Raw genomic sequence first — 19,060 nt, 5'->3', positions numbered from 1 at the left:
GTATTTTTTATGAATGTATTCATTTCTAAAACTAATACAGTACATGAAATTTCATATTACATACGTATATATTTATTCAGTTTATAATTAACTATTCAAAAGCAGTTACGATTCTCTCTTTCATTTTCTGTATTACTTCACTGCTTACTATTTTTTGACCAGCAGGAAGTTTTAATATAGCAGCAGCACCCTTACTAAGATATATTTCTTGGTCATTATTTTGATTTACTACCAATATTCCTTGCCCTTCAAATTCAAAATAACTAATATTTTTTGTTTCATTTGTATTATTTTTTATTGCTTTATATAGCCCATATAAATCTTTACTTCTATTTTCTCCACCCGTTCGAATCGGTTCAGTATCATTCGCAACAATTAGTCCCTCCGGCTGCTCACCTTTCATAATAAACCACAACTTTTCATTTGTTGGTAATAGTATATGCTTAAATTCAGAGCTATTTAACATTTGCTGTGCTGGAATTGTTTCATAGATTGGTAACGAAAATGGTGAGGTTGTTATTTTTTCAAAACTTACATTTTCAGAAGAACTACTCTTACTATATTGATAATCTTTTAATGCGATCGATTGTACTGGCTCACTTTTATTTTTTGATGCATAACTAATTTTACTAGCGAAAATAATAACAGTCATTAAACAAATGCATGGTATCACAAGCCTAAGTAGTTTTCCCATTCATGAACCCCCACACTTTTAATATTATTAATTTGCACGGATATTATAAACAGTTTCATTCCACCAAAAATTATTATTGTTATGGAACGTACTGAAATTATGATTATAATGATCACCATACCAAGGGTCCATGTAAGTTATATAGTCTGTTCCATTTGTACCTTTATAGAATCCATCAAGTACTAGAAAGTGTCCGATGTTAGCTCCATTTTGCCACATAATGAGTGCAATCATCGGTTGATTACTATTAATTTGATTTTTGAACCAATCATACGATTTTGCTCCAGAACTTATAGCTGAGCTAACACCATATCCTGATAATCCATATTGTATTTCACGTGAAGTTGCAGGATTATTATATGATCCACCTTTGACATACCTAACATACTGATCTTGTGAAGGAGTTTTCCCAAAATAATTTAAAACTGAAACCGAAGTGCCCGCCCAACACCAATTTGATCTTTCTTGTAATATGTTAGGAACAGATAATTTACGATCTGTTGATGTATTTGGAGGATTCCCATTAATATAAGCTGACGTTACATATACTTTTTTCCCATCTTTAAAATAATAAAACCAACGATTATCTAAATTTCCTGTCCAGTAATCTTTAACCGCTTCACCATACTCCCATCCTTTAAAGGATACTTTTGTATTTCCGGGAATCACCTCTACAATATTTGCATTCAAGCTTTTTTCTTCTCTAACATTTACATTCAATGGAGCAGTTGTTCCTGAAAATTCAACTTCTTCTGCTATTATTTTGTGAACACCAATGAAACTAAATGTAAAGAACAATAAAAACATACAAACAATACATTGCTTTCTTCCCTTCATTTTTTCACCCCTTCATAAGTATTAAAAAACATCAACAATTCATCCTTATTAATTGTTCAAGCTTAATATTACATACTAACGAAAAATGACTTCTCATAAAGTGAAACTTTAATCAGTGGGGGTTTTATTCATCCCCCACTGATTATTAGTTAAACCAATCGGGCTTTTATGGGCAGCCCGACCCCCACCTAACTTCTTTGCCCTCGCTGAATTTTGAGGTGGGGGTCTTACTACCTGTTAATGCGGGATAAATTCCAACACAAAAAAAGAGCCTATAAATTTTTATAGGCTACTTTTCATTTTATCGTTATTATTTGGCTAATTCTTTCATTCCCTGCATTACATCAACGAAGAATCCCCAGTTGTTCACAACAGAAGAAATACTAATATGCTCATCTGGAGTGTGGACGTTGAATATATCTGGCCCGAATGAAATTGCATCTAATTCAGGCATCTTTTGAACGAATACACTGCATTCAATCCCTGCATGTACAGCGAAGATTTCAACATCTTTGTTGTATTTTTCTTGATGTACTTTTTCAAACAAATTACGAATTTGTGAGTTTGGATTGTATGGCCACTCCGGATATTCTGACTCTAATTCAAATGTTGCTCCAACTAATTCAGCAATATATTTAATTTCATCTGCAATATGTCGTTTTAAACTACTTACAGAACTTCTTACTTCGTTTCGCAATTTAATTTCATCTTGCAGCGTTTCAATAACCCCTAAATTTGTTGAACTTTCTACAAGGCCTTTAATATCCATGCTCATACTTTGAATGCCATTTGGAATTAAGAATAATGATGAAATCAGCTGTTTTTGTGTTTCTTTAGCAAATACTTTTTCTACTTTCTCATCTAATTTTGTCAGTGTAACATGAACATCTGGATCAACAGCACGCATTTCTTCTTGTAATACTCGTGTCCATGATTTTAACTTTTCTTCAACTTGCTCTACATCTTCTTGACGTAATAAAATTGTAGCTACACTTTCACGTGGAATTGCATTCGTTTTTAATCCGCCGTGAGCCTCACATATATCAAATTGAATATTTATTGATAAATCACGTAAAACTCGTCCTAGTACTTTGTTCGCATTTCCGCGTTGTTTATCAATTTCCATACCAGAATGTCCGCCCTTAAGTCCACCAACATATAGACGGTATGCGTCCATATGTGCAGGTGCCTCATCCCAAATTACTGCAATTGTTTCAACTGCTTTCGCACCACCTGCGCTACTTACAAGTAATTTATGATCTTCTTCAGAATCAATATTTATAAAGATCTTTCCATCAAAGTGGTTTGCATCAACAGCAAAAGCTCCGCCCATTGTCGTTTCTTCTTCAGTAGTAATTACTACTTCAAGTGCTGGATGCGGAATATCTTTTGAATCTAATAAAGCTAATGCATATGCAACAGCAATACCGTTATCAGCACCTAAAGTTGTTTGATTCGCATATAGCATGTCTCCAATAATTCGTAACTCAATTGGATCTTTTTCAAAATCATGTACTGTTGCTTGATTTTTTTCACAAACCATATCCATGTGACCTTGAATGATAATAGCTGGTACACTCTCATAGCCAGCAGTTGCGTCTTTTTTAATAATGACATTCAATGCTTGATCTTGAATCACTTCTAAGTTACGCTCTTTTGCAAAGCGCACTAAATAATCACTAATTTCCTTTTCATTACCTGATCCTCTAGGAATCTTTGAAATTTCTGCAAAATGATAAAATACAGGGTGCTTTGTTAATTGTTCTAAAGTAGAATACATTTTTCAAGCTCCTCTCAAAATGAAAAAATAGTATGTAAGTCTTTTATCATTATACCATGATTCATTATTTTACCTTTCTTTAAACGTATTAAAAATTTATTATGAACAGTTCAATTTAATCCTTCTGCGCTCTATACCTTATACTCTTACATCATTGTAAGAATGTTGTAATCTATATCGATTTTTCTAATTTAACAATAGTTGTATACTTTTTAAAGAAACAAATTGAAGGAGATAAATAATATGAAAAAGCTTTTTGCTGTTATGACACTATGTTTATTATTTTCAAGCATTACTATTGGATGTGAGAGAGCATCACTAAATAGAATTGGTAAGGATGTATATTACGTACAGATAAAAGGTGAAGGCGCTATTGAAAAAGTAGAAGGCAGAAGCTTACGGAACTATACGTTGCCCGCATATGATGAAGACGGAGAAAAAAAACAAATTACATTTAGAAGTACAAAAAAAGAAAACGACCATAAATTAAATGATAATGCGTTTTTACGTCTTTATGTAGATCAAGATGATATAGATAAAAATGAAATATCATCTTTTGAAGTGAAGTCCTATGAAGAAATTCAGAAAGTAGATTTACCCGGAAAAGTAAAAGAAAAATTAAATGTTAACTAACTTGAAACTAACCCGCAAATAACGGAATAAAAAACAAAAGAAAATGCTCTATGCATTTTCTTTTGTTTTTTGTACTCGTATATATTTTGAACTGCTATTATTCATAAGTTTTTCTAACCGATTTATATTTTCCGTTAATGCACCTTTCACTAGAGAGAAATCTGTATTTGATTCTTCTTTTTTTTCTTTAAAAAACGAAGACTTTTGTACATTTATTTCAGCCATCTCTTCTCCCCCTTTTCAAAAAGATACAACCTTCTATTTATATTATATAGCAAATAAAGACACAGTGTACACGAATCATTTTCTTTTTAATTCTTCTTCTAACTTTTCTACTTGCTGCAACGTATCTCCTTTGATTAAAGAGAAATCTGTTGTATCTTCATTTTCTTCTTTAAAAAAATCATTGTCATAATCTTTTATCACTACAATCACCTCTACCTGCTAGTGTAGGAATGATTGTCCTATTTTATTCAACTTTGTCGAATTTTGTTTTGAATTTATGTATAGAAGAAAAGGACAGAAAAACGATTCTGTCCTACTTACTAAAATAACTATGATGTATTGTTAAATTATATACATTTTCAAAATCTCGATCTTGCAGGCTATTCTTCTTCCCATCAATAACGATAAAAACATCATTCATTATTTTTGCTGGTATAATTCCCACGTTTTCTACTTGTACTGCTTTTTGTTCATTCAATTGCTCTATATGCTCTATAGGTATTGTAATACTAAATTGAGAACGAATACCACGAAAGCCCGTATTTAATTCATTCGCTGCTTCAAATACAACAATTTTCGCTCCGATTTTTTCCCCATATGAATCTAAAAATGTGTTTAAGCTTTTTGTATATTCCTCTTCCGTATGCCATTCCATCGTCCCAAATGCTGCTGGATTAATATTTTGGATAATGTTCGTATATATTTCCCCTCTTGCTTTTGAAGCGATTAATGACCGCTTTATGGATTGAACAGTTTTACCGATATCGCTAAATTTCGCTCCCCATATTTCCGAAATGTTAGGTGTTAAAATAAATGAAATATCAACGAAAATGACCATCGCAGTGAACATTAATAAATTTTTCCAGAGGGTTAAATCGATTCCTTTAATCATGAAATAAACTGTGACTGATGTTATGAATAATCCATACCAAGTTTTTCGAATTCGCTGCTTTTTCTCTTCATACAACTCTTCATTTCTCCAATAAAAGAAAACAAGAACTACAAAAACGATTGCTAAAATAAATAAGCCAATTCGAATGTTAGAGATCGTCAATTACATCACCCTCCATTCAAAAACTACTCACGATATCATTACATGCGCAAGCAGCTCTCTTTATGACAAAAGACGTGGACAAGCTTCTAAATTTAGCTACATCGCATATACATTAGAAGGAGGCCACGTCTTTTATCATGAGTCTACATTGTATATGTAGACAAGCATGCATTTCAAATTTTCATGTTAAAAAGAAATATGTTTCGGAATTTCCCCTTCAGGTACTTCTCCATCCATACTTAAATAATAATGGCGAATCGGACGTAAATTTTCGTCTAATTCATAAACGAGCGGAATGCTAGTTGGAATATTTAATGAAACCACACCATCATTTGAAAGGTTGTCTAAGTATTTCACTAGCGATCGAATTGTATTACCATGCGATGAAATAATTACTTTCTCACCACTTTTTAATGATGGTGCAATTTCTGAATGCCAATACTCCAGCACTCTCTTCTCCGTATCCTCTAAACATTCTGTCAATGGAAATTCACCTTTTTTGAGTGTTTTGTATCTCGGATCATTCGCTTCATATCTAGGATCTTCTTCAGTAATAGCCGGTGGTCTTACATTGACACTTCTTCTCCAAATATGAACTTGTTCTTCACCGTATTTTTTTGCAGTTTCTTCTTTATTCAATCCTTGTAGCGCTCCATAATGCCTTTCATTTAGTTTCCATGATTTATGTACAGGCACCCAAGTAAGATCCATTTCATGAAGAACAATCCATACAGTCCGGATTGCTCGTTTTAATACAGATGTGTAAGCAACATCGAAAGTATAACCGTTTTCCTTTAATATTGCTCCTGCTTCTCTTGCTTCACTTAATCCATTCTCTGATAGATCTACATCCGTCCATCCAGTAAAACGATTTTCAAGGTTCCATAAACTTTGTCCGTGACGAATTAGTACAAGTTTTATCATTATAATTCCCCTCTCGGAAATGTGAATTTTATTGTTCCATCGCGTACACGTATAAAGTATCTAGTAATGCACCTTTTTATCCATTCACTCTATGATTTATCCATAGTTGCCAAATGCATGGATAAAATTCTTTCTTTTTCAAACTATAAAGAAAGGCCTATTTCTCATTATTTTTGATCAACTGGAATTTCTCTTTTCGCTATCCATGCATCATGACCTGAACGGCTATTCGCCATTTCGTTCATAACTTGATGCCAATTCTCTTCACATGATTCACCAAATTTTGAAAAAATAGCACCCATTTGCTTTCTTTGAACATCACTTAGTTTTTTCTCTAAATCTGTCCCTTCTTCTGTTAAGGATAATTGTTTTACTCGACGATCATGAGTAGCTTCATTACTTTCAATTAGTCCCTTTTCCACAAGTTGACGCAGTGGTCCATGAAGAGCTTGTTTACTTATTTCTAATAGCGATAGTAACTCATTTACACTTATCCCTGGAAAACGTGCGATAAAAAATAAAATTCGGTGATGCACTCGTTGTATACCATATTCTTTTATAATTTCATCTGGCTTTTCAGTAAATGTCTTATATGCAAAATAAAATAATGCCAATGCCTCATTCATCTGTTCTTCTTTATGTTGTGTCATCTACTTTCCCCCTGTATGTAAATTATACCACAATCCAGTAATGAATATTTTAATCAACGCACTTGAACTTCTGTAGTCCATTGAAGCATTCGCTACACGAACTAAAATAATTAGGAGATGATTCTCTTGAAAACGCAATATACTGTAAGTACATATTTATTAGATCGATTATACGAATTAGGAATTGAGCATATATTTGGTGTTCCTGGTGATTATAATCTTGCCTTTTTAGATGATGTGATTGCACATAAAAATTTAGAGTGGATTGGCAACTGTAATGAATTAAATGCGGCATATGCAGCAGATGGATATGCTCGCATAAAAGGTGTTGCTGCTCTTATTACCACTTTTGGTGTGGGGGAATTGAGCGCCATAAACGGCATTGCCGGCTCATATGCCGAAAACGTACCAGTTATAAAAATTACCGGTACACCAACAACAACTGTAATGGAAAATGGAGAACTCGTTCATCATACATTAGGTGATGGAAAGTTCGATCACTTTTCCAATATGTATCGAGAAATTACTATAGCACAAACAAATTTAATCCCTGAGCATGCCGCTGAGGAAATTGACCGTGTACTCCGTGCATGTTGGAATGAAAAACGTCCAGTCCATATTAATTTACCGATCGATGTATATAATAAACCAATTAATAAACCTACGGAACCAATCTTAAATCATCCCATAGTAAGTAATAAAGACGCATTAGATAAAATGCTTCTACATGCCATTTCAAAAATAAATAGCGCCAAAAAACCGGTTATATTAGCTGATTTTGAAGTGAATCGTTTTTATGCTGAAGAAGATTTACATCAACTCGTAGAAAAAACTGGCTTCCCTATCGCTTCACTAAGTATGGGCAAGGGCATATTCCCAGAAAAACATCCTCAATTTATAGGAATTTACACTGGCGATGTTAGTCCTCCATACTTGCGAAAAAGAGTTGATGAATCTGACTGTATCATTAGTATCGGTGTGAAATTAACTGATACTATTACCGGTGGCTTTACACAAGGTTTTACGAAAGAACAAGTTATAGAAATCCATCCCTATACTGTGAAAATTATAGATAAAAAATACGGACCGGTTGTAATGAAAGACGTATTACAATATTTAATTAATTCAATCAAGCATCGTAATGAAGAAACGTTTGAAATTAAGCCATTTATTTCAGAATCATCATCTATTACTAAAGAGTTCAATCCAAAAGCACAAATCGTTACACAACAACGTTTTTGGCAACAATTGTACCACTTCTTACAAGAAAACGACGTCTTAATTGCAGAGCAAGGAACACCATACTTCGGTAGTGCCACTATCCCTTTACCTAATAACGCTTCATTTGTAGGACAACCGTTATGGGGATCTATCGGATATACACTTCCCGCTCTATTAGGAACACAACTCGCTAATGTAACACGGCGTAACATTTTAATTATTGGTGATGGTTCTTTCCAGTTAACTGTTCAAGAATTATCCACTATGTTACGTCATAATTTAAAACCAATCATATTTTTAATTAATAACAACGGATATACTGTTGAACGAGCGATTCATGGACGAGACCAACCATATAATGACATACAAATGTGGGATTATAATAAACTGCCAAATGTATTCGGATCAGAAGAAAAAAGTCTCACATTTAAAGTAGAAAATGAAATAGAGTTAGCAGAAGTCTTAAATAAAATAAGTTTTAATATGAATCGACTTATCTTTATTGAAGTTGTAATGAGCCAAGGGGATCAGCCTGAATTGTTAGCTAAACTTGGAAAAAGATTCGGCATCCAAAATTCTTAAAAAGAAAAAGCGTCGCTACAAAAATCATAACGGGTTCAGCTACAAGTTGTAAAACTTGTTTTGCCACTCAAAATATACAAGGAAAAGGATGGTAAGTGCCATCCTTTTCCTTGTATATTGAACTTTTACTATTTATAAATCCCTTCTTCGACTAACACCCTGTGTAACAAGCTAAAATTTTTAATCAACCTTTAACTTTATAGCTTTAGTGGCAATAAAGGTTTTAATATGCTTATCTAATATCCTTGTTCCACCAAAATCATCCTCATAAAAACCCACTATAACAAAACCAGCTTCAATTTGACCTTGGATTTGGTTTTCTAAAGTATGTGCATATTCTATTGTTTGATTTAAATCGATGTAATCTTGAACTTCATCCTCTGGTAAATAATCCAATGTTGATGAAGGAATTGAATGTTTAACATCAAGAATACCTTTTTGTTCTTGGTTATCATCAAAAATCCATAGTAACGGATTTGTAAATCCAGCAATAAGAATACCTTTATTCTTTAAAACCCTAGAAACTTCATTCCATACAAGATGAACATCTTTTACAAACAAATTAGAGACAGGATTTACGACAATATCAAAATATTCATCCTCAAAATCACCAAGGTCTGACATATCTCCTTGTACGGTTTTTAAAGTTAAACCATCCCGTTTTGCTACCTTTTTATCTTGTTCCAATTGCTTCTTAGATATATCAGTAACTGTTACATCTGCTCCAGCAGCAGCTAGAACTGGTGCTTGTTGTCCGCCACCTGATGCTAAGCAAAGTATCTTTAATCCATCTAATGACTTTGGAAACCACTCTCTAGGAACTGATTTTTCCGTAGTGACTGTAATCTCCCATTCACCTGATTTGCTTTTCTCAATAATCTCGCTACTTACAGGCTGCGTGTATCTAGAACCTTCTTCCACCTTCTTATCCCATGCATTACTGTTTTGTTGTGTAGTATCCATTGCGATTTTTCCTCCTAACTACCTAGTTGCAATTTAATTGTAAGATTATTAACTATTTATACATTCCTTTTTTTATTAACCTACCAGATAGTAAATACTTAGTTGTATATATTTATCTTAACAGATAATCGACCGCAAATATAAAAACATTCTAAATAAACACGAAATTAGACAACTATTCAATTCATTTAAAATAAACGATATTAATTAACAATTCCCCAAAAATGATATACCAACAAAAAAGGCGTTCCAAACCTGTTGACAGTTGGAACGCTTTTTAAAGTTATTTAATTTTTCAAACTCTTAACTGAACACATTATACAAATAAGTGATGCTTCTTTTTTATTCAGCAAGAGTTAACTGCCAAGATACACCATACTTATCATTTAACCAGCCAAACTTTTTACTAAACGGATAAGAACCTAAAGGCATAAGAATTGCTCCATCCTGCGCTAGTTTATGAAAGACCGTTTCAATTTCTTCTTCTGTCTCACAAGTTACATAAAGAGACATAGCTGGAGTGAATGTAAAATTATGATTTACATAACTATCAATACACATGAACTCTTGTCCGTTTAGCGTAAAAGTTGCATGAATTACAGTTCCCTCTTTACCAGGTCCATTTTCATCGTAGCGAGAGATACTTACAATTTCTGATTGATCAAATAGGGATGTGTAAAAATTCATCGCTTCTTCAGCTTTTCCTTCAAACATTAAAAATGTAGTAATTTTTTGATTTGTGTTACTCATATAGAGACAGCCCCTTGTTATGTATTTATGCAAAACATACATCGTTCAACAAAACCGAACGTACATTCTTATAAATGTATTGTCTATAAAAACGGTAAATTTGTCAATTATCTAATTTTCATTTCTTCTTAAACAATGCTGTCCAAAGAAATGATTCCCCAAACATATCATTCGGTTGTTTCATTTGTTTCATCTTCCTAATTTCAATTACTTCAAACTCTTTAAATATCTCTCTCAATTTTTCTTCAGAATATGCAAGACCACCTTGTAAACTCCAACCTCTATATACGTCCCAATCTGTTATTTCTGATCCATTTCGTTCATCCAAATCACCTGCTGCAAAACATGTTAATCCGAAATAACCACCTGATTTTAAATATCTATCAATTAACTCTATATAATTCATTCTTCTATGTGGTGGAATATGATGAAGGCAACCAGAATCATATATAAAATCAAATTCATTTTGAACCTCTAAATTGAAAATTGAATCACAAATGAAGTGAATTTGTACCCCTTTTGCCAACGCCCTCTCTTTTGCCCACTGAATGCCTTCTGCAGATAAATCCACTGCTGTAACATCAAATCCTTCATTCGCTAAATAAATGGCATTTCTACCTGGACCACATCCAAGTTCTAATACTTTCCCTTTTGAAACTCTCTCTTTTTGTATATACGAAACTAGATTCTCATCTGGAATATTTTCAAAAAACGGAACATCCTTTTCTCTATTGGCATAAAATTCATTCCAAAATGGTTCTGCAGGTCTTAATAATGAATCAAGCATTTTTAAAATGTCTTCTTGTGTGTGTAACGTTTCATTTTTCATTTGCACTCCTCCATATTTTAATAGTCAGAAAATCATTATATAACCTCCTGAACATTCAGACAAATGAAACTCCACATTTTATTCTTTCTTTATTTTTCAATTCACTTTAAATACGGTAAATGAAATTATCAACTTTACTCGCATTGAGCAAATGCATACCAACCTAATCTTAAAATACAAAAAGAGCCACAAATTTTTGTGCCTCCTTCTGCATTCATAATTGTATCAGGATTTTTTTATTATATATCGATTTCTCTATTAACAAACAATATATCTCTTCATCCCAATTACCACTTCATATTTTAACGCCCACGTCTTTTCTGACCTTGATTTGTACTACTTTTCTTATTGCTTGGCTTATTAAATGATTGATTATTTTCATTTCTCGAACCATTTCTCGAATCACTTCTTGAGCTATTTCTCGAATCACGTCTTGAACCTTCACGGCTATCTCTTTGACGATTTTGACCTGATTTCTTTGGAGCCGGCTTTGGTACCGGTTTTCCATTTTCATCTACACGTTTTATCTTCGGTTGTTCGATTATTTCTCTTTGTATTGGTGCACCAAGCGTTTTTTCAATTTCTTCTAAATGTTTTTCATCTTTCGCTGCAACGAACGTAATTGCAAGACCTGATCCACCTGCACGTCCTGTTCGGCCAATGCGGTGAATATAACTTTCTACATCTTCAGGGATATCATAGTTAAATACGTGCGTTACACCATCTACATCAAGTCCACGAGCTGCTACATCCGTTGCGATTAAGTACTGAATTTTAGCTTCGCGGAAACTCTTCATGACTCTTTCACGTTTCGCTTGAGGTATATCACCATGAAGTTCAGCACAATTATAACCTAGTCCTTTTAAATTATCATACAACTTACTTGCTCTAACCTTTGTACGACAGAAAATAACTGCTAAAAATGGCTGATCACGATCCATAACAAAACGAAGTGCATCTGGCTTTGCACGATCTGTCGTCTCAATGACACGCTGTTCAATTGTATCTACCGTTACTTCTTCACTTTGTACTTGAATCATTTGCGGCTCATCCATATAACGTTTCGCCAATTTTTTAATATCTTTTGGCATCGTTGCTGAGAATAACATCGTTTGTTTGCTACCAGGTGTCTCATCTAAAATATCTTCAATATCATATAAGAAACCGAAATAAAGCATTTGATCCGCTTCATCTAGTACAATCGTTGAAAGATTACTTAGATCAATTGTTTCACGTCGTATATGATCTAATAATCGTCCTGGTGTTGCTACAACAATATGTGTATTACCTTTTAACTTTCTCAATTGTTGTGCTACATCTTGCCCGCCATAAATCGCTAGTACATTAATATCTTCTCTTTGAACAAGCATTTTTTTAATTTCAGTTGTAATTTGCAATGCTAGTTCCCTTGTTGGTGCAACAATTAAAGCCTGAACATCACTAGACTCTGGATCGATTTTTTCTAAAATCGGTAAGACAAATGCTAATGTTTTACCCGTTCCTGTTTTCGCTTGCCCAATAATATCTTTACCTGACATAATAACAGGAATTGCTTTTTCCTGAATTGGTGTTGCTTCCGTAATTCCATTTTCACGTAATGTATGATTAAAAGTTTCACTAATTCCTAATTCTAAAAAGTTTTTCAAATAGACCACTTCTTTTCCTTATTTTTCACATTAGCTTTCATTGTACCATTTGTTTCGCCAAATATGAAAAATAAAAAAATTCTTACCTTCTTTTTTTATATTCATCATGTACTAGGTGGACAAATTCTTTTTGTTTTGTCTCGGAATTTATTAATGCTTCCATGTTAGTAGTAGACAAAATGAACATTTTAATTTTTCTATTACTCCAAATTAGTCTTGTATACTTTGTATCTTCGTGTAGCTTTCGAAACCACTCGAATTCACTTAACTTTGCAATATGATGTTTTAATTTCATATCATTTCGAGGATAAAATGTAATTATAGCCATTATTACATCAAGCAATAAACTCATCTTTTCCCCTCCTATACATATATATTTCAATGTTAAGGAAACATAGTTACAAGGTGATAAAATTGACCAATACATTCATAAAGATATTTTGTATATTGTTCTTACTATATTTTCAATCGACCTCAATTATTATGGCGAAATCTCAAACAAATGTGATAAGTGAATTTAAACAAGCTTTACTCCAAAATGATAAAAAATTTATGCGGTCATATGTAACAGAAGGGATTGAACTACCTACATTCCAAAAGGAAAAACCTATTCATGAAATTAAAATAATACCATCTCCAAAAGAGGATACTACAATTCTTATTTCCTATTTCAAAGACACTGATGATGAATTTACTATCGGTTACATTTTAGAAATAATAACAAAAAACAATAAAATATCTCAAATTAATCAAATTTATGATGGAACTAATCCTCTAATGAGAGAAGCTACTATTGTAAAAAAATATGAAATGAAGTGTAAGGAACATATACTTACTCCTACAAAATTCCCGTTCGAAATTCATGAATTTCAAGGGTACATCTATAACGATTACTTAGAACTACGATACTACAATAAAGATAGTAATGGGATTTTTAAAATCACTGTTTCACCAGTTCAACATAAATTAGATCAATATGTACATAAGGGCACTAAATTTTACATTTTAAAACATAATATAAAGGCAGTATATAATCCTCATTTTGATTTAGCATACGAACTTATCTTTCAGAAGGACGGTTTTCAATATAAAATCGCCCTTGGTAACAAACTATACATAAAAAGAAAATACAATGTTACTGATTTAATAAGAATTGCGGAATCTATGAATTAAAAAACCGATCTTTTCAATATAAGAAAGATCGGTTTTTTTATATATTTTATATAATGAGTTTTCCTCCATGATAGCAATAATAACTTGCTGCTTTAAGGTTTTTAATTCTCTTTAAAGATTCTTCCGCTTTTTCTGTATCTAAGCAAAAATTTGGATTAGCTATTACTAATTCATTATTATCTTGAACGGCCGCATCCCCTGTAATTACACAGTCTAAGTCCGGAAAATATAATGAAATATGCCCCGAAGTATGTCCTGGCGTCGCTACTATTTGACATTTATCATTCAAAATCATTTGACCATCATATACTTTTTCATCGACAGAAATATGTCTTATATTTTTTAACTGTTGTATAAACCATTCACTAAATTCTTTCTCTTCAATTGGCATATGTTCTAACATTTCTTCAGCTTGAACTAGTCTCTCTGATTTTATTTCACCATTAATGTAGTTGGATTCTATTTCACTAGCAATAACATGAAGTTGAGGATATTTCACTTTGAAATCGTATAAAGACCCTATATGATCATCATCATAATGAGTAATAATTATATTTTTTAAGTTTTTCATCTCATATCCATGTTTTAAAATTTCATTTTCAATTAAAGGTAAAAAATTTTTATAACCTGTATCTACTAAAGTTAATTCATTGTTTAATACAATTAAGCTCGGATAAATCCATTGTTTTCGCCCGTTACATTCAAATTCAATTGGTAATTCTATTATCTTCATTTCCCTTCCCCCATACCGTTTATTAAATGTTTAATAATAACTGCATCATCCACATACATTTTACTATACATATCACGAATTGAAGTATGGGCTTCTTTAGTTTCTGTACAAAATTCAAACTTGGTCTCACTTCCCATCAACAGATTTCCGACAAGCTTCTCGATTAAATCCGTCTGGGTATCTTATTGCTAATTTAGATATATTCATTTGAGCGATGTCATCTAACGTATATTCCACCTCATGAGCCGTGATAGAGATTATAGTACATAATGTCACCCAATTCTAAAGCTAACCTATAAGTATTGCCGTTCTCTTCTCCTAAACAATGAACCGGATCAAATCCATGCCCATGAAAAATAGCCTTTCTTACAATATCAGCAACCTCACCATTTTTGACTACATAAATTTTATTATCCATACTATGTAATGAAACACTGTAGGTCGTTGCATCATAAACATTATATTATTTTGAACAGGTAATTTCCTATTCTTATGGAATTATAAATTAAGAAACAAAAATAAAATGGATTATTCCCTCACTTCTTTGTCCATCCTTTTAAAAAATATATGTTTTTGTAAAAGGAGTGTTTATATGGAGAAACAGACGCTTTGGAAAAAATTCAAAAAAAGCTCCGCAAACCTTGGAAAATCCAGCGTATATGAAAGTATTATTTTATTTTACACAATGAAAAAGAAAACGTTACCTACTAAAGCAAAACTCATAATATTAGCTGCTTTATCCTATTACGTATTAACAATCGATTTCATTCCAGATATAGCTGCTATTATCGGGATTGGCTTATTAGATGATGTTTTAGCAATTGCTGTAGCGCATAAATACGTTATGAGGCATGCAGACGCTGAAATTCGTGAAAAGAGTAAAATTAAAATGGAGTCCTTGTTTACTTCAGCACACATTTAACGAAGAAAGATAGGCTCTCACTTGTCTTTGTTCACTACTTATCCATCTTCTATAGCTTTTAATCCAATGATTTGAACAGTGTTAAAACAGAAAAAAGAACTAAAATAATCTTTAGTTCTTTTTTTATCAAATCAATTTATTTTTGAACAATCTTTAAAAAGAGCCTATTTTAGTGTACCAACTAATACAGGCTCTTTTCTAATTCAAATTTGCAAAATCCGCATCATTTTACGCTATACTTTGTTACTTCAACAACATTTCTCTTTCATCGCTTTCATCATAGACATAGTTGTCTTCATCATTTCATCACATTCGTTCATTTTTACCATCATTGCCTTATCCATTTCTACATCCATTTGCATCATGTTATTCATCATCATTTTCATACACTTCATTTCACACATCATTTTTTCCATAGACATCATCATGTTTGTTGTTTCTACCATCATAGTTTTTTCCATATTAACATCCCCCTAGAATTTTTATGTTACAAGTATAAAAATTCCTTTTTGTTTTTCTAAAACCTTCTTAGTTTACCTCATACAAATATTTATCAATATATTTCCCTCTCTATTGATTATTGATTCGCTTTATTTATTGTCACGCTGAAAACGTACATATAGTAAAAAGCATCTTATTTTAGATGCTTTTTATTATATGATTGACACTATGAGCCCATTTATTTCGTGAACATAGTTTAAATCTATTATTTTTCATAAAATTCACGAATCTGACTATAACGTATTATAGTTTTATTCATATACTGTAGTAGATTACTAGAAAGGAGGCGTATATATGGAAAGTTGTATCGTGTTCGTAAACGGCCAACCTTTTTTAGTACTCACAGTTGCTGGCATCGAAATTGCTAGATTGGAAATTACTCTTCAAGTAGCACTAGCTTTGAGAGTTCTCGGTATTCCAATCTGTGAGTAGTCCATTTAAGTAAGTTTAAAAGAGGGCTTTCGCTCTCTTTTAGACTGTTGTCAATACATGTACTTCTATTCGCTTAGCAAGTGTAAATTATAACTTTATAAAATTTATAAATAATTATTTACGCTAAAAGGACTTTCTGTAACACACACCTGCAAACAATTCAACATCCTCTTCCTATCACGTTCTTTATAATGATTTAAACATGCAATTTGGATCCAATTATTTTTTTGCAAATAAGATGACTCATAATGAACAATGTATCCTTGCAATGCTAATGCATCGCCTACTGTTTTAGAAGAATACCCTTCATTTAACTGAATGGTGAGTATAATTTGCGCGGTGTGCTCTTTAGGTGAAACAAGCTTTAAACCCATATTAGTAATAGCTTCTTCCATATAAGCATATGTCTCTTTTATTTTTACAAACGCCGTTTCATCCTCAAATTTCTTCAATGCTTCTTGCAGTGCGTAAATTAAATTCCATGAATGTGAATATGGAATGCTGTCATTCATTTCATACATACCAATGTCCATATACGCAGGTATTGCTTCGTTTTTCTCTATATTGTGATTATGAAAAACGAAAGATAATCCTGTAAATGATTTAATCGCTTTCCCGCTAACGCCACTTGCAAAATATACATCCTTCAAATCTATCGGTATTGCTCCAATTGAACTAATACAATCTACACATAGTTTCATATGATACTTTTTACAAAAGACATTTAGCTCGTCCAAATTATTTAACATTCCAGTTGATGTTTCATGATGAACAAACCAAAGCCATTCATAATTTCCACTTACAATTATTTTTTCTAATTCGATTTGTTTAAACGACTCTCCCATTTGTTTTTTATACGTATCAAAATTTAAATGTGCTCGTTTTGCCTGCTCAATTAATCTATTACCAAACTCTCCATTCGCTAAAACTAACCCTTTACCTTTTAAAGAACGTATCTGTAAAGCAATCGCATCATTCGCTAACGTCCCTGTTCCTAACATAATTTGTACATGTTTTGCTTTTGTCATTTGAAGTAATCGTTTCTTTACATTGTCCATTGTCACTTGAAATGACTTAGAACGATGCGAAATAGGCTTAGTAGAAAACGCCTTTTGAACATTCTCTTCCATGTCTACTGGACCAGGTAAAAACGTAAATTCTTTCGTCATAATACCTCCAACACTCGATTCTTCGAACATAGTAGGTGTAACATACATTGGCTGAAAAGCTGCTTCTTCTGTTCCAACTAACGTATGGAAAGATTTGAACCCCATTTGCTCATATAAAGGCAGCTCACGTGTTGTAGCTGAAATGAGTGCCAATTCATATCCATTTAGAAGCAAATAACGATGTAAAAAGCGAATTAATCCTAACAACGCTCTACCATTTCTATATTCACGTTCTACTGAAAGCAAACGAATTTCATATACGTTTTCACCATGTTTGTTTAAATATACATCTAAATTTGAGATTTTATTATGTAATGAGAATGGGCGTTTTCCTCTTACCGCGACCATACCTACTAACTTCACACCGTCTAAACAAATTAAATATGTATTTTCTTCATGAAATCGATCTATACGAAAACGTTCCTCCGTTTCTTCATGTTGCGGAATTTCTTCTACAAATGTTTTATAGTTCAATTTATGTATACTTTCAAATTCCCAAGCTTGATCAGCAATTTTATAAATTATCCCCATGTCCTATCCCCTTTCTCTCTACTTATTGCTCGTTGTTTAATTCATAAAAATTATAAGTGGAGATACCCCCACTTATAAAGTGAAACTTTAATCAGTGGGGGTTTTGTTCATCCCCCACTGATTATTAACCTTCACCAATCGGGCTTTTACGGGCAGCCCGACCCCCACCTAACTTCTTTGCTTCCGCTGAATTTTGAGGTGGGGGTCTTACTGCCCGGCAAATAGCGGGATAAAAGGTCCACTTTATTCTCGATTTACATATAAAATAAGAACAATAATAAGTACACTTAATATATTCGTACCAATAGAGTAAGAATAAAAAACCATACAAATTGGTAAACAAGCGATTGTAATTAACCCTGGCTTTGTAAATCCTTTAAATATTAAATAAAAAACAATAAAAATACCTATGAGAGTAAGCGCTATCAAATAATCAAATGCGATGAGTCCTCCGATAAATGTTGAAATGCCCTTTCCGCCCTTACCTTTAAACAACATTGGGTAAATATGTCCAATAATAACGACCAATAATGTTAACATTACGAATGTAGCATCTTCAAAAAGATATTTTGCTATACAAACTACAATTGCACCTTTAATGGCATCACCTAAAAATGTAGCGACGAAATACCATTTTCCATATACGCGCCCCATATTTCTTGCGCCAGGATTTCCGCTTCCTTCATCCCTAATATCAACATTATGTCTCAACTTTGTTACTATATAAGCGGTCAAGATGTTACCAAATAAATAAGAAGCCACCAAATACAAAAACTGCATACTATTAATCATGTAATCATTCACTTTCTAC

22 protein-coding genes and 1 pseudogene are annotated in these 19,060 nt (G+C 32.6%); 5 read left to right on the top strand and 18 right to left on the bottom strand.

Going from position 1 to position 19,060, the window contains the following annotated elements:
* Window positions 1-91 precede the first annotated feature (91 nt).
* The 3 genes from ACUN26_RS09045 to pepD all read right to left on the bottom strand — a co-directional run bounded on the left by ACUN26_RS09045 (window position 92) and on the right by pepD (window position 3,311).
* Window positions 92-694 carry a hypothetical protein gene (locus ACUN26_RS09045; protein WP_000517300.1) on the bottom strand — a complete coding sequence of 201 codons (603 nt, stop codon included), beginning with the start codon at window positions 692-694 and terminating at the stop codon, window positions 92-94.
* A gap of 27 nt (window positions 695-721) precedes the next feature.
* Window positions 722-1,531: a papain-like cysteine protease family protein gene (locus ACUN26_RS09040; RefSeq protein ID WP_000678381.1), complete on the bottom strand. Its 810-nt coding sequence runs from the start codon at window positions 1,529-1,531 to the stop codon at window positions 722-724.
* 310 nt (window positions 1,532-1,841) lie between these two features.
* Window positions 1,842-3,311, bottom strand: coding sequence for a beta-Ala-His dipeptidase (gene pepD, locus ACUN26_RS09035; RefSeq protein ID WP_000287565.1), 1,470 nt, complete (start codon window positions 3,309-3,311; stop codon window positions 1,842-1,844).
* 243 nt (window positions 3,312-3,554) lie between these two features.
* On the opposite strand from pepD, the gene ACUN26_RS09030 reads away from it, so the two are divergent.
* Window positions 3,555-3,944: a YxeA family protein gene (locus ACUN26_RS09030; RefSeq protein ID WP_000732294.1), complete on the top strand. Its 390-nt coding sequence runs from the start codon at window positions 3,555-3,557 to the stop codon at window positions 3,942-3,944.
* A 48-nt stretch (window positions 3,945-3,992) separates the two neighbouring features.
* Here the strand turns inward: ACUN26_RS09030 and spoIISB are convergent, their stop codons facing one another.
* From spoIISB to ACUN26_RS09005, 5 genes are all read right to left on the bottom strand, one after another.
* Window positions 3,993-4,169 (bottom strand): stage II sporulation protein SB, encoded by a 177-nt coding sequence (gene spoIISB / locus ACUN26_RS09025; protein WP_000808012.1) that lies wholly within the window; start codon window positions 4,167-4,169, stop codon window positions 3,993-3,995.
* Between the two features lie 75 nt (window positions 4,170-4,244).
* Complete coding sequence (locus tag ACUN26_RS09020) at window positions 4,245-4,370, bottom strand: hypothetical protein (RefSeq protein ID WP_000588713.1); 126 nt, start codon at window positions 4,368-4,370, stop codon at window positions 4,245-4,247.
* Between the two features lie 112 nt (window positions 4,371-4,482).
* Window positions 4,483-5,223: a type II toxin-antitoxin system SpoIISA family toxin gene (locus ACUN26_RS09015; protein ID WP_000155917.1), complete on the bottom strand. Its 741-nt coding sequence runs from the start codon at window positions 5,221-5,223 to the stop codon at window positions 4,483-4,485.
* A gap of 186 nt (window positions 5,224-5,409) precedes the next feature.
* Window positions 5,410-6,147, bottom strand: a complete 738-nt coding sequence (gene gpmA, locus ACUN26_RS09010; protein WP_000594132.1) for a 2,3-diphosphoglycerate-dependent phosphoglycerate mutase — start codon at window positions 6,145-6,147, stop codon at window positions 5,410-5,412.
* 167 nt (window positions 6,148-6,314) lie between these two features.
* Window positions 6,315-6,797 carry a MarR family winged helix-turn-helix transcriptional regulator gene (locus ACUN26_RS09005; RefSeq protein WP_000191892.1) on the bottom strand — a complete coding sequence of 161 codons (483 nt, stop codon included), beginning with the start codon at window positions 6,795-6,797 and terminating at the stop codon, window positions 6,315-6,317.
* 126 nt (window positions 6,798-6,923) lie between these two features.
* Between ACUN26_RS09005 and ACUN26_RS09000 the strand changes: the two genes are divergently transcribed.
* Window positions 6,924-8,600 (top strand): alpha-keto acid decarboxylase family protein, encoded by a 1,677-nt coding sequence (locus ACUN26_RS09000; RefSeq protein ID WP_000857155.1) that lies wholly within the window; start codon window positions 6,924-6,926, stop codon window positions 8,598-8,600.
* A 180-nt stretch (window positions 8,601-8,780) separates the two neighbouring features.
* Here the strand turns inward: ACUN26_RS09000 and ACUN26_RS08995 are convergent, their stop codons facing one another.
* From ACUN26_RS08995 to ACUN26_RS08975, 5 genes are all read right to left on the bottom strand, one after another.
* Window positions 8,781-9,563 (bottom strand): class I SAM-dependent methyltransferase, encoded by a 783-nt coding sequence (locus ACUN26_RS08995; protein ID WP_000381784.1) that lies wholly within the window; start codon window positions 9,561-9,563, stop codon window positions 8,781-8,783.
* 342 nt (window positions 9,564-9,905) lie between these two features.
* A complete protein-coding gene (locus ACUN26_RS08990) occupies window positions 9,906-10,313 on the bottom strand; it encodes a VOC family protein (RefSeq protein WP_000072495.1) in 408 nt (135 codons plus the stop codon).
* A 118-nt stretch (window positions 10,314-10,431) separates the two neighbouring features.
* The gene (locus ACUN26_RS08985; protein WP_000787488.1) at window positions 10,432-11,142 is read right to left on the bottom strand and encodes a class I SAM-dependent methyltransferase; all 711 of its coding nucleotides are present in this window, start codon (window positions 11,140-11,142) and stop codon (window positions 10,432-10,434) included.
* Between the two features lie 302 nt (window positions 11,143-11,444).
* Window positions 11,445-12,797, bottom strand: a complete 1,353-nt coding sequence (locus ACUN26_RS08980; protein WP_002038674.1) for a DEAD/DEAH box helicase — start codon at window positions 12,795-12,797, stop codon at window positions 11,445-11,447.
* A gap of 73 nt (window positions 12,798-12,870) precedes the next feature.
* A complete protein-coding gene (locus ACUN26_RS08975) occupies window positions 12,871-13,140 on the bottom strand; it encodes a hypothetical protein (protein WP_000054889.1) in 270 nt (89 codons plus the stop codon).
* Window positions 13,141-13,169: 29 nt separating this feature from the next.
* Between ACUN26_RS08975 and ACUN26_RS08970 the strand changes: the two genes are divergently transcribed.
* Window positions 13,170-13,961: a hypothetical protein gene (locus tag ACUN26_RS08970; RefSeq protein ID WP_073990678.1), complete on the top strand. Its 792-nt coding sequence runs from the start codon at window positions 13,170-13,172 to the stop codon at window positions 13,959-13,961.
* Window positions 13,962-14,007: 46 nt separating this feature from the next.
* Here ACUN26_RS08970 and ACUN26_RS08965 read toward each other — a convergent pair whose 3' ends face one another.
* Both ACUN26_RS08965 and ACUN26_RS08960 read right to left on the bottom strand, forming a co-directional pair.
* Window positions 14,008-14,694, bottom strand: a complete 687-nt coding sequence (locus tag ACUN26_RS08965; protein WP_000691129.1) for an MBL fold metallo-hydrolase — start codon at window positions 14,692-14,694, stop codon at window positions 14,008-14,010.
* Window positions 14,695-14,820: 126 nt separating this feature from the next.
* A pseudogene (locus ACUN26_RS08960) lies at window positions 14,821-15,082 on the bottom strand (hypothetical protein); the annotation flags it as partial.
* Window positions 15,083-15,286: 204 nt separating this feature from the next.
* Between ACUN26_RS08960 and ACUN26_RS08955 the strand changes: the two are divergent.
* A complete protein-coding gene (locus ACUN26_RS08955; protein WP_000415068.1) occupies window positions 15,287-15,616 on the top strand; it encodes a YkvA family protein in 330 nt (109 codons plus the stop codon).
* A gap of 248 nt (window positions 15,617-15,864) precedes the next feature.
* Here the strand turns inward: ACUN26_RS08955 and ACUN26_RS08950 are convergent, their stop codons facing one another.
* Window positions 15,865-16,077: a hypothetical protein gene (locus ACUN26_RS08950; RefSeq protein ID WP_000416118.1), complete on the bottom strand. Its 213-nt coding sequence runs from the start codon at window positions 16,075-16,077 to the stop codon at window positions 15,865-15,867.
* Window positions 16,078-16,411: 334 nt separating this feature from the next.
* Between ACUN26_RS08950 and ACUN26_RS08945 the strand changes: the two genes are divergently transcribed.
* A complete protein-coding gene (locus tag ACUN26_RS08945) occupies window positions 16,412-16,549 on the top strand; it encodes a DUF3956 domain-containing protein (RefSeq protein ID WP_000443202.1) in 138 nt (45 codons plus the stop codon).
* A gap of 104 nt (window positions 16,550-16,653) precedes the next feature.
* On the opposite strand, the gene ACUN26_RS08940 is transcribed toward ACUN26_RS08945, so the two are convergent.
* Window positions 16,654-18,249, bottom strand: coding sequence for an aminotransferase class V-fold PLP-dependent enzyme (locus ACUN26_RS08940; RefSeq protein WP_000511441.1), 1,596 nt, complete (start codon window positions 18,247-18,249; stop codon window positions 16,654-16,656).
* A gap of 243 nt (window positions 18,250-18,492) precedes the next feature.
* Window positions 18,493-19,041 (bottom strand): glycerol-3-phosphate 1-O-acyltransferase PlsY, encoded by a 549-nt coding sequence (gene plsY, locus ACUN26_RS08935; protein WP_000610842.1) that lies wholly within the window; start codon window positions 19,039-19,041, stop codon window positions 18,493-18,495.
* Window positions 19,042-19,060: the final 19 nt, after the last annotated feature.

Source organism: Bacillus sp. WC2503 (assembly GCF_052682895.1).
This window is presented reverse-complemented; position numbering and strand designations above follow the sequence as displayed.